The sequence below is a fragment of the Tistrella sp. genome (genome assembly GCF_002684955.1).
Lineage (GTDB): Bacteria > Pseudomonadota > Alphaproteobacteria > Tistrellales > Tistrellaceae > Tistrella > Tistrella mobilis.
This window is the reverse complement of the sequence record NZ_NYWI01000029.1, coordinates 1-12,710: the sequence shown is the minus strand read 5'-3', so window position 1 is coordinate 12,710 and position 12,710 is coordinate 1. Positions and strand designations below refer to the sequence as shown.

The 12,710-nt window shown below is 66.6% G+C and carries 4 protein-coding genes and 1 pseudogene; all 5 read left to right on the top strand.

The window, feature by feature from the left end:
* Window positions 1-3: 3 nt before the first annotated feature.
* On the top strand, window positions 4-1,296 hold the full coding sequence (locus CMO28_RS07100; protein WP_296711680.1) for an ABC transporter substrate-binding protein: 1,293 nt from the start codon (window positions 4-6) through the stop codon (window positions 1,294-1,296).
* Window positions 1,297-1,379: 83 nt separating this feature from the next.
* Complete coding sequence (locus CMO28_RS07095; RefSeq protein ID WP_062767227.1) at window positions 1,380-2,258, top strand: carbohydrate ABC transporter permease; 879 nt, start codon at window positions 1,380-1,382, stop codon at window positions 2,256-2,258.
* Window positions 2,259-2,332: 74 nt separating this feature from the next.
* Window positions 2,333-3,130 carry a carbohydrate ABC transporter permease gene (locus CMO28_RS07090; RefSeq protein ID WP_322111313.1) on the top strand — a complete coding sequence of 266 codons (798 nt, stop codon included), beginning with the start codon at window positions 2,333-2,335 and terminating at the stop codon, window positions 3,128-3,130.
* Between the two features lie 218 nt (window positions 3,131-3,348).
* Window positions 3,349-6,144 carry a beta strand repeat-containing protein gene (locus tag CMO28_RS07085; RefSeq protein WP_296711670.1) on the top strand — a complete coding sequence of 932 codons (2,796 nt, stop codon included), beginning with the start codon at window positions 3,349-3,351 and terminating at the stop codon, window positions 6,142-6,144.
* A 290-nt stretch (window positions 6,145-6,434) separates the two neighbouring features.
* Window positions 6,435-12,710, top strand: a pseudogene (locus CMO28_RS07080) (hypothetical protein); the annotation flags it as partial.

Below are 12,710 nucleotides of genomic sequence, written 5' to 3'. Positions count from 1 at the left end.
CCCATGTTCCGCACCGTCACCGGCACGCTGGCTGCCGCCCTGCTGGCCTCGACCATGGTCGCCGGCAGCGCCTTTGCCGCAGACAAGACCACGCTCGACTTCTACTACCCGGTCGCCGTCGGCGGGCCGATCACCAAGATCATCGACGGCTATGTCGCGGCCTTCGAAGCCGAACATCCCGAGATCGACGTCAACCCGATCTATTCGGGCAGCTATCAGGACACGGTCACCAAGGCGCTGACCGCCTTCAAGGGCGGCGATGCGCCCGAGGTCGCGGTGATGCTGTCGACCGACATGTACACGCTGATCGACGAGGGCGCGATCGTCGCCTTCGACGACATCGCCGCCACCGACGCCCAGAAGGCCCTGCCGTCCAAATTCTATCCGGCCTTCATGGCCAACAGCCAGGCCGGCGGCAAGACCTGGGGCATCCCCTTCCAGCGCTCCACCATCGTCGCCTTCTGGAACAAGGAGGCCTTCCGCGAGGCCGGTCTCAACCCCGAAAAGGGCCCCGACAGCTGGGACGAATACGTGGCCATGGGCCACAAGCTGACCCGCACCGACGCCTCGGGCAATGTCACCCGCTGGGGCGTGCAGATCCCGTCCTCGGGCTTCCCCTACTGGCTGTTCCAGGCGCTGACCACCCAGAACGACGTCGAACTGGCCAGCGATGACGGCACCGTCACCCATTACGACGACCCGAAGGTGGTCGAGGCGCTGACCTTCTGGCGCGACCTGTCGGCCAAGGAGAAGATCCACGCCCCCGGCATCGTGGAATGGGGCACCACGCCGCGCGACTTCTTCGAAGGCAAGGCGGCGATGATCTGGACCACCACCGGCAACCTGACCAATATCCGCAAGAATGCGCCCTTTGACTTCGGTGTCGGCATGCTGCCGGCCAAGGCACGCCGTGGCTCGCCCACCGGCGGCGGCAATTTCTACGTCTTCTCCAGCGCCACCGACGCCCAGAAGGCGGCCGCCGCGACCTTCGTCACCTGGATGAGCACGCCCGAGCGCGCTGCACAATGGGGCATCGACACGGGCTATGTCGCCGTGCGTCCCGATGCCTGGCAGACCCCGGCGATGCAGGATTATGTGAAGGGCTTCCCGGCCGCCGCGGTCGCCCGCGACCAGCTGGACTATGCGGTCGCCGAGCTGTCGACGCATGAAAACCAGCGCGTGACCACCGCCCTCAACAACGCGCTGCAGGCGGTGCTGACCGGTGCCGCCGAGCCGAAGCCGGCGCTGGAGGCGGCCCAGGCCGAAGCCACCCGCATCCTCCGCCCCTATCGCTGAGCTGCCGTCCCGCGGGCCCGGCCCCTGCCTGCGCGCAGGGGCCGGGCCGGCTCCGTTTTTCGACCGCCACCGGATCGCCGCCGATGACCTTCCGCCGCACCCATCTTCTGCCCGCCAGCCTGATGCTGCTGCCGGCGGTCGTCCTGCTCGCCGCCTTCACCCACGTGCCGGCGGTGCAGACCTTCGTCACGGCGCTCTATTCCACACCCAAGGGGGCGCGGCCGTCGAAATTCATCGGCCTCGACCATTATCTCTGGCTGCTCGACGATCCGGCCTTCCTGAAGGCACTCTGGAACAATCTGATCTTCGCCCTCTGCACCGTGCCCGCCACCATCCTGATCTCGCTCGGCATGGCGATGCTGGTGTCGTCGAAGATCCGCGGCCGCGGCCTCGCCCGGCTCGCCTTCTTCACGCCCACCGTGCTGCCGATGATCGCGGTCGCGAATATCTGGCTGTTCTTCTACACCCCCTCCTACGGTCTGCTCGATCAGCTGACCGGGCTTGCGGGCTTCGGCGCCACCAACTGGCTGGGCCAGCAGGAAACGGCGCTGGGTGCGGTGATCGTGGTGGCGATCTGGAAGGAGGCCGGCTTTTTCATGATCTTCTACCTGGCCGCCCTCACCCAGATCCCGCCCCAGCTGATCGAGGCGGCAACGCTGGAAGGCGCCGGTCCCTGGTCGCGGTTCCGGCGGGTGATCTGGCCGCTGGTCGCGCCCACCACGCTGTTCGTGCTGGTCAACGCCATCATCAATGCCTGCCGCATGGTCGATCATGTGATGATCATGACCCGCGGCGGCCCCGACAACGCCACCATGCTGCTGCTGCTCTATGTCTATGAAACCGGCTTCCGATTCTGGGATACGGGCTATGCGGCCGCGATCTCGGTGGTGCTGCTGATCATTCTGGCGCTGGTGGGCATCGGCCAGTTCGTGCTGCTCGACCGGAAGGTGCATTATCGATGACCGCGACCACGCCCCCGCCCTCGTCCCGCGTCCCGGCCGGACCTGCCACCCGCCTGCCCCGGCTGGTCGCCCGCCTGCCCCGGCTGGTCGACCTCGGCGCCTGGCTGCTCGCCTTCATCTGGGCGGCGCCCCTGCTCTATGCGGTCTGGACCGCCTTCCACCCCGGCGCCTATGCCACCCGCTTCGACCTGACGGCGCCGCTCACCCTCGACAATTTCCGTGCAGCCTGGGAAGCGGCCCCCTTCCCGCGCTACATGCTGAACACCGTGATGCTGGTGACCGGCACGCTGGCCGCCCAGCTGGTGATCGGCACGCTGGCCGCCTTCGCCTTCGCACGGCTGCGGTTTCCGGGCCGCAACCTGCTGTTCCTGGGCGTGCTGGTCCAGCTGACCATCATGCCCGACGTGCTGATCGTGCAGAACTACGCAACGCTCGAGAAGCTTAGCCTGGTCGACACCATCACCGGCATCGCCATTCCCTATGTCTCTTCGGCCTTCGGCATCTTCCTGCTCCGCCAGACCTTCATGACCATCCCGAAAGAGCTGGACGACGCCGCGCGGCTTGAAGGCTGCAGCCTGCCCGGCCTGCTCCGCCGGGTGTATATCCCGCTGGCGAAGCCGGTCTATGTCGCCTATGGCCTGGTGTCGATCAGCCACCACTGGAACAATTTCCTCTGGCCGCTGGTCGTGGCGCGCTCGGTCGAAACCCGGCCGCTGACCGTGGGGCTCGCCGTCTTCGCCTCCACCGATCAGGGCATCGACTGGTCGATCATCACCGCCGCCACCCTGCTGTCGGCCGCCCCTCTGCTGATCGCTTTCCTGATCTTCCAGCGGGCCTTCGTGCAGTCGTTCATGCGGGCGGGGATCAAGTAAACCGGCTGCGGGCATTCATCATATCTTCACCATAAAAATCGCATCCGGCTGAATCTCCGTCAGAATTTCATAACATACGATCGCGTCATTCGATCTTGATCATCGTATGATTGACCGCCCCCCCGATCACATATCAGGATCTGCATACCGACGGCACGAGGAAGCGCGACCGCCGAAGCCTGGGGCCGCGCTGCGAAGATGTGATGGGGAGATCGACCTTGACCGATATCATCGGCACGGCAGGCAATGACACGCTGACCGGCACCACCGCGAACGAAACCTTCTATGGCCTCGAGGGCCAGGACGTGATCACCGGCGGTGGCGGCAACGACACCTTCGACGGCGGCGCCGGCAATGACAGGATTACCGCCGGCAGCGGCACCGACATCCTCGATGGCGGCGACGGAGACGACATCCTCGTGGGTGGCGCCGGTGCCGATGTGATCGACGGCGGCACCGGCTATGACCGGGTCAGCTACGCCGATTATACGACCAGCCTGACCATCGACCTCGCCGCCGGCACGGCCTCCGACGGCGACCAGTTCACCAATGTCGAAGGCGCCATCGGCGGCAGCGTCGACGACACCATTATTGGCGATGGTGGGGCAAATATCATTGATGGCGGATTTGGGGCCGACATAATCAATGGTGGCGACGGCTTCGACACCCTCACCTTCACAGATCTTTACGGCAATCCCTCCACGACCCGGCAAACCAAGGTCACCGTCACCCTGACCGTAGACCCCGTGACCGGTATATCCATCGGCACCACCAGCGATGGTGACCAACTGACCTCGATCGAAGGTGTGATCGGCGGTGACGCCAACGATGAGTTGACCGGCAACGCCTATGACAATGTCCTCGACGGTGGTAAGGGCCAAGACAAACTGGATGGCGGCGACGGCAACGACTATGTGAGCTATGCCTACCGCACCGATCTGGAACCCGTCACCGCCAATCTCGCAACCGGCGCCAATAGCGACGGCGACATCTTCATCTCCATCGAGAATCTGATCGGTGGTGCGGGCGCCGACCAATTGACCGGCAATGACCTCAACAACATCCTCGACGGCGGCCTGGGTGCAGACACCCTCGACGGCGGTGACGGCGTCGACACCGTCAGCTACTCCGACCGCACCACCACCGTCACGGCCAACCTCGCGACGGGTGCCAATACGGACGGAGACACGTTCATCTCGATCGAGAGCCTGACCGGGGGTTGGGGCGACGACGCCCTCACCGGTGATGCCGGCGCCAATGTGCTGGACGGCGGCGCCGGCGACGACACGCTGAACGGCGGTCTCGGCGACGACTTCCTGAACGGTCGTGATGGTGCGGACACCATCGATGGCGGCGCCGGTTTCGATACCGTCAGCTTCTTCGGCGCCGGCGCCGGCATGCGCATCGACCTCACCACCGGGCAGGCGGGTGAAGGGAATTATGCGGGATTCTCCACCGGCACGCCGGTCGATCAGCTTCAGAATGTCGAAGCCATCCTCGGCAGCGACCATAACGACGTCATCTTCTCGATCGACGGTGCCCGGATCGACGGTGGCCGCGGCAACGACATCCTGATCAGTTCGGCCGGCAGCGACACGCTCATCGGCAATGAGGGCCTGGACGGGGTCGCCTACCTCGAGGCTGCAAGTGGCGTGACGGCCAGTCTTGCCACGGGCATGGGCACGGCCGGTGAGGCGAATGGCGACATCTATACCGGCATCGAAAACCTCTACGGCAGCCAGTTCGACGACGTGATCACGGGCAATGACGGCGCGAACACGCTGGTCGGTTATGCCGGTGACGATACGATCAGCGGCGGGCTTGGCGACGACATCATCTATGGTGGCGCAGGCGTCGATCAGATTGACGGCGGCGACGGCACCGATACCTTCGTGGCAACCGATGCCACTGCCGGCATGACCATCGACCTTGCCAGCGGTACCACTTCGGACCAGGACACCCTCACCTCCATCGAGAACGTCACCGGCACCACCTTCAACGACACCATCATCGGCGATGCCGGCGACAATCGCCTGAGCGGCAGCGGCGGCGACGACATCCTGATCGGTGGCCTGGGTGAAGATGCCCTGATCGGCGGCGACGGCTTCGACTTCGCCAGTTATCAGGACCGCACGACGGGCGTCACCGTCTTCCTGGGCGCCACTGAAGGCAACGAAGATCGCTTCGCCTCGATCGAAGGGCTGATCGGCGGCAGCGGCGACGACATCTTCAACGGCACCAGCATCGACAACATCTTTATCGGTGGTGACGGAAATGATCGGCTGGCCGGTGCGGATGGTGACGACGTTCTGACCGGCGGCAATGGCGACGATCTGCTGCGCGGCGGCAACGGCGCCGACACACTGGATGGCGGCGCGGGCACTGACACCATCAGCTATGTCGAACAGCATGTCGATCTGACCATCGACCTCTCAACCGGCACTGCGCCGCATGACGACACGCTGATCTCGATCGAAAACGTGATCGCCGGCACCGAGAACGACACCGTCACCGGCGATGGCGGCAACAACCAGCTTGACGGCTATTCCGGAGATGATCTGCTGGCGGGCGGCAATGGCGACGACATTCTGCTCGGCAACACCGGCAATGACACGCTGTCGGGCGGTGACGGCGACGATGTCCTGATCGGCGGTTCAGGACGCGACATCATGACCGGCGGCGACGGTGCCGACCGCTTCGTGTTCCAGTCACTCACCGACAGCAACGCCGGCACCAGTTCGCGTGACCGGATCATGGATCTCGATATCGCCGCCGGCGACCGGATCGACCTCTCCACCTTCGATATCGATCCGTCAACCAGCGCTCACGAGACGATGACCTATATCGGCAGCGGCGCGTATACGGGCACGGCCGGCGAAGTGCGCATCACTGCCTCCGTCAATGCCGGCTATACCAGCGTCGGCATTGACACCGACGGTGATGGGACGAGCAACTTCCTCTTCGAGGTCGCCCTGCCCGTGGCGGACTTCTCGGCCGACGCCTTCCTGCTCTGACCTTCGGCAGGCAGCGCAGACCCGGCGGCCCGCGGTTGTCATCAGCCGCGGGCCGTCTTCCTGTCTGCGCACCATCAGAACCGGGCGTGCGCGCTGCCGCATCCCATTCCGCGCAAAAAGTTCATTAAACTCTCGTTAACCATGACATGATCACCTGTTTGATCTGTCAGCGCATTTTTAACACCATTGGTATTAACGTAAAATTTCCATCTTTCCTTGTAGTTGACTGACCATCCAGACACACATCAACATGCCCGCATCATGTGCCCCGCAGGCGAGGGAACGGCGGCATGGCGACCTACACCGGTACCGATGCGAACAACATCATCAACGGCACGTCCGGCGACGACACCCTTCTGGGCCTGGGTGGCGACGACACGCTCAGGGGCCGTGCGGGTAACGACATCATAGATGGTGGTACAGGCGATGATCGCCTCCTCGGGGAAGCCGGGGACGATACGATTTACGGCGGCGACGGCGCCGACGAGATCGAGGCCGGAGACGGCAACGACACCGTCTACGGCGACCAGGGTGACGACAGCATCCTCGGCGGCGAAGGCGACGACATCATCGATGCCGGCGCCGGGGCGGATTTCCTTGAAGGCGGCATGGGCAACGATACCCTCGCCGGCGGCGCCGGTGCGGATCTGATCGTCGGCGGCGAGCTGGCCCTGCCCGCCGACACCACCGATCTCTACGACCCTGCCGAGGATGCCGACACGGCCTCTTACGCCGGCTCGGCAGCGGGGGTGACGGTCGATCTGGCCAACCGCCAGACGATCGAGGGAAGCTGGGCCGGCTTTGCCGGCGGCGCGACGGTCACCGTCGCCGAGGCCGTCATCGGTGCGGGGGGCGATGCCGAAGGCGATGTGCTGGTCGGTATCGAGAACCTGGAAGGCTCCGCCCATGACGACGTGCTCGGCGGCGATGACGGCGCCAACACGCTCTCGGGCGGCGCCGGCGACGACATCCTGCGTGGCGGCCTCGGCGCCGATACGCTCGACGGCGGTGACGGTATCGATACCGCCAGCTATGCCGGTCGCACCACCTCGGTCACGGCGGATCTCGCGACCGGTCTCAACACCGACGATGACGTGTTCATCGGCATCGAAAACCTGACCGGTGGCGGCGGCAACGATGTCCTGACCGGCGATGACGGCATCAACACGCTTTCGGGCGGCGACGGCGACGACGTGCTGCGCGGCGGCCTGGGTGCCGACACACTCGCGGGGGGCGATGGTACCGATACCGCCGATTACGGCGAGCGCACCACCACCGTGGTCGCCAACCTCGCAACCGGTACGGCCCCCGACGGCGACAGCTTCAGCAGCATCGAAAATCTGACCGGCGGCAGCGGCAACGACAGCCTGACCGGCGATGACGGCGCCAACACGCTCATCGGCGGCGATGGCGACGACGTGCTGCGCGGCGGCCTGGGTGCCGACACACTCGCGGGCGGCGACGGTACCGATACCGCCGATTACGCCGAGCGGACCACCACCGTCATTGCCGATCTCGCGACCGGCACGGCCTCCGACGGTGACAGCTTCAGCAGCATCGAAAACCTGACCGGCGGCAGCGGCAACGACCAGCTCGGCGGCGATGACGGCGACAACGTCCTCACGGGCGGCGCGGGGGACGACCTTCTGCGCGGTGGTCTCGGTGCCGATACCCTCATCGGCGGGGACGGCACCGACACCGCCAGCTATGCCGACAGCACCACCAACATCACCGCCGACCTCACCCAGGGCACCGCCACGGGTGGCGACAGCCTGACCGGTATCGAGAACCTCACCGGCGGCAGCGGCAACGACACGCTGATCGGCGATGACGGCGTCAACACGCTTGCGGGCGGCGACGGCAACGATGTGCTGCGCGGCGGCCTCGGTGCCGACACGCTCGATGGCGGGGCGGGTCTCGACATCGCCAGCTATGCCGACCGCACCGAGGGGATCGAAGCCACGCTCGGCGGCACCGTTCCCGACGGCGACACCCTGATCTCGATCGAGGGCCTGGAAGGCGGTGCGGGCAATGACCGCCTGACCGGCAGCGACAATGACGACATCCTGATCGGCGGCGCCGGCGACGACATTCTCGACGGCGGCTATGGCGCGGACGAACTGGCGGGCGGCGACGGTTTCGACATGGTCAGCTATGCCGACCGCAGCGATGATCTGACCGTCGAACTGGATGGGGAGAACCCGGATGGCGATCTGCTGACCGGGATTGAGGGCGTTATCGGCGGGTCGGGGGCCGATACGCTCATCGGCGATGCGGGCGACAACAGGCTCGAAGGCCGGGATGGCGACGACACCCTCGACGGTGGCGATGGCGATGACGAGCTGACCGGTGGTGACGGCGATGACGTTCTCGCAGGTGGCGCTGGCGCGGACAGTCTCGAAGGCGGCAGTGGTTTTGACACGGCAGACTACGGCGGGGCGACCAGCGGCGTACATGTCGACCTGATCTCCGGTGGATCGGGCGGAGACGCGGCGGGTGACCAGTACTCGGGCATCGAAGCGATCATCGGCTCCTATCACGCAGACATCATCGCCGGCAGCAATCAGTCCGACACCATCGACGGCGGTAGCGGCAATGACATCGTCGAGGGCCGTGATGGCGACGACGTTCTCATCGGCGGCGCCGGCTCCGATATCCTGATAGGCGGCCGCGGCGCCGACCGGCTGGAAGGCGGCTCGGGATCCGACACCGCCAGCTATGCCGATGCGGCCGCGGGCGTTTCCGTCAGCCTGGTGTCGGGTGGCATCGGCACGGCCCCGGATGACGAAGCGGTCGGCGACGTGCTTGTCGGCATCGAAAACCTCACCGGCAGCGCCCATGACGATCTGCTGATCGGCAATACCGGCAACAATCGCCTGACCGGCGGTGCCGGCGACGACCTGCTTCAGGGCGGGCTCGGCCGCGACACCCTGGACGGCGGCGACGGTATCGACCTTGCCGACTATGCCGATCGCACCGGCCCGGTCATGGTGAACCTTGCCACCGGAGCCAATCCGGACAGCGACACATTCATCTCGATCGAGGGCGTGCGCGGCGGCAGCGGCAACGACACCCTCACCGGCGATGCCGGGGACAACCGGCTCGACGGCGGCGATGGCGACGACATCCTGGCGGGCGGCGCCGGCGCCGACCCCCTCGACGGCGGCGCGGGCGTCGATACGGCCGATTACAGCAGCGAGACCGGCAATCTCACCATCGATCTCGCCAGCGGCACCGGGCCGGATGGCGATACGCTGATCGACATCGAGGTCGTCATCGCCGGCAGCGGCAATGACAGCCTGACCGGTGACGATCAGGACAACAACCTGGCCGGCGGCGCCGGCGACGACACGCTGAACGGCGGTGCGGGCGCCGATATCCTCGATGGTGGCGATGGGCTCGACACGGTCAGCTATGACGGCCGCGACAGCGGCGTCGCGGTCGATCTCGAAACCGGCGCCAACCCCGATGGCGACACGCTGATCTCGATCGAGAACCTGACCGGCACGGCCTTCGACGACATCCTCACCGGCTCGGCCGGGGCCAATGTCATCCGCGGTCTGGGCGGCAACGACCTGCTGGCCGGCGGCGCGGGCGACGACACGCTCGACGGCGGCGACGGCATCGACACCGCCAGCTATGCCGCAGCCGCCGCGGCCGTGACCGCGAACCTCTCAACCGGCACCGCCACCAGCGGCACCGAACAGGACACGCTGATCGCGATCGAAAACCTGGTCGGCTCCGATTTCGACGACAGCCTGACCGGCGATGCCGGTGCCAACAGCTTCACCGGCGGCCTCGGCAACGACAGCATTGACGGCGGCGACGGCACCGACACCGTCAGCTATGCCACCGCCGCGGCGGCGGTCTCGGTCGACCTCGCCGCCGGCAGCGCGGATGACGGCAGCGGCGGAACCGACAGCCTGACCGCGATCGAAAACGTCATCGGTTCCGATTTCGACGACCTGCTGGCCGGCGATGGCGGTGCGAACCGGCTGGACGGCGGCGACGGCATCGACACGGTCAGCTATGCCGCGGCCGCCACCGCGGTGACGGTCGATCTGGCCGCAGGCACGGCAACCGGCGACGGCGCCGACATGCTGACCTCGATCGAAAACGTCACCGGCTCGGCCTTCGACGACACGCTCGGTGGAACGGACGGGAACAACATCCTCGACGGCGGTCAGGGCCTCGACACGGTCAGCTATGCCGCAGCCGCAGCCGCGGTGACGGTCGATCTGGCCGCGGGAACCGCAACCGGCGACGGCACCGACACGCTGATCGCGATCGAAAACGTCATCGGCTCGGCCTTCGACGACATGCTCAGCGGCGATGCCGGGAACAACGTCCTCGACGGCGGCGACGGCAGCGACACCGTCAGCTACGCTGGCGCAACCGGCGCCGTGACGGCGGATCTCGGCACGGGTACCGTCACCGGTGCCGATGGCACCGACAGCCTGACCGGGATCGAGAACCTCATCGGTTCCGCCTTCGACGACACGCTTGCCGGCGATGCCGGCGCCAACACCCTGGATGGCGGCGACGGCATCGACACCGTCAGCTATGCCGCGGCGGCCGCGGCTGTCTCCGTCAGCCTCGCCGCGGGCACGGCAACCGGCGACGGCAGCGACACGCTGATCGCCATCGAAAACGTCACCGGCTCGGCCTTCGATGACACGCTCGGCGGCAATGCCGGCGACAACATCCTCGACGGCGGCGCCGGCACCGACACCGTCAGCTATGCCGATGCCACAGGCGCCGTGACCGTGGATCTGGAGGCGGGCGAAGCATCCGGCGACGGCGCCGATACGCTGATCTCGATCGAAAACGTCACCGGCTCGGCCTTCGACGACACGCTCAGCGGCACGGCCGGCGTCAATGTCATCGACGGTGGCGCGGGCTTCGACACGGTCAGCTATGCCGCCGCCTCGGCCGATATGCGCATCGACCTCACCACCGGCCAGGCCGGTGCCGGCAATTTCGCCGGCTTCACCGCCGGCGCGCCGATCGATCAGCTCTCCAATGTCGAGGCGGTGATCGGCAGCGCGCAGAACGACGTCATCCTGGCCATCGACGGTGCCCGGCTCGACGGCGGCGATGGTGACGACCTGCTGATCGATGCCGCCGGCAGCGAGACCTTCATCGGCGGCGCGGGCATCGACGGGGTTTATTACCGCGACGCCGCCGGCGGCATCGCGGTCGATCTCGCCACCGGTACCGGCACGGCCGGCACGGCGACCGGCGACAGCTACAGCTCGATCGAGAACGTCTACGGCAGCAGCTTCGACGATGTCGTCATCGGTGATGACGCGGCGAATCTTCTGGCCGGCTACGACGGCGACGACGACCTTCGGGGCGGACTCGGCGACGACGTCCTTTATGGCGGTGCGGGCGCCGACCGGATCGACGGCGGCGACGGTATCGACACCTTCGTGGCGACCGATGCACAGAGCTTCATGACCATCGATCTGGCCGGCGGCACCACCTCGGACCAGGACCAGTTGATCTCGATCGAGAACGCCACCGGCACGGCCTTCGACGATGTGATCATCGGCACCGACGGCGAGAACCGTTTGAGCGGCAGCACAGGCGACGACCGGTTGATCGGCGGGCTGGGCCAGGATGCCCTGATCGGCGGCGACGGTTTCGACACCGCCAGCTATGAAGACCGCACCACCGGCGTTACGGTCAATCTGGGCGAGACCCAAGGCAATGAAGACCTCTTCTCCTCGATCGAAGGTCTGATCGGCGGCAGTGGCGACGACGTCCTGAACGGCACCAGCATCGCCAACACCTTCGACGGCGGCGACGGCGACGACCGTCTGGCCGGCGCCGATGGCGACGACATCCTGCGCGGCGGCGCCGGAGACGACCTGCTGCGCGGCGGCAACGGCGCCGACCGCCTGGAAGGCGGTGCCGGCAGCGACACTGCCAGCTATATCGAACAGACCACCGGTCTCACCATCGACCTGGCCGCGGGCAGCAGCAGCGAGGGCGACCAGCTGATCGATATCGAGAACGCGATCGGCGGCCAGGGTGACGACATCATCGTCAGCGGCGCCGGCGCCAGTCTCATCGACGGCCACACCGGCACCGACACCGTCAGCTACCAGGCCTTCACCACCGACCTTACCGTCACGCTGGGCGGCCCCAACAGCGTCGGCGATACCCTGACCTCGATCGAGAACCTGATCGGCGGCAGCGGCAACGACATCCTGACCGGCGATGCCGGCGACAACAGCCTCGCCGGCGGCCTGGGCGACGACATCCTGGCCGGCGGCGCCGGCAACGACGCGCTCGACGGCGGCGACGGCCTCGACACCGCCAGCTATGCCGGCGCCGCAGCCGCCGTGGTCGCCGACCTCACCACCGGCACCGCCACCATCGGCACCGAACAGGATACGCTGACCTCGATCGAAAACCTGATCGGCACCGATTTCGACGACACGCTGACCGGCGATGCCGGTGACAACACCCTCGACGGCGGCGACGGCACCGACACCGTCAGCTATGCCGCCGCCGCAGCGGCTGTGACCGTGAACCTCGGCGCCGGCACGGCGACCGGT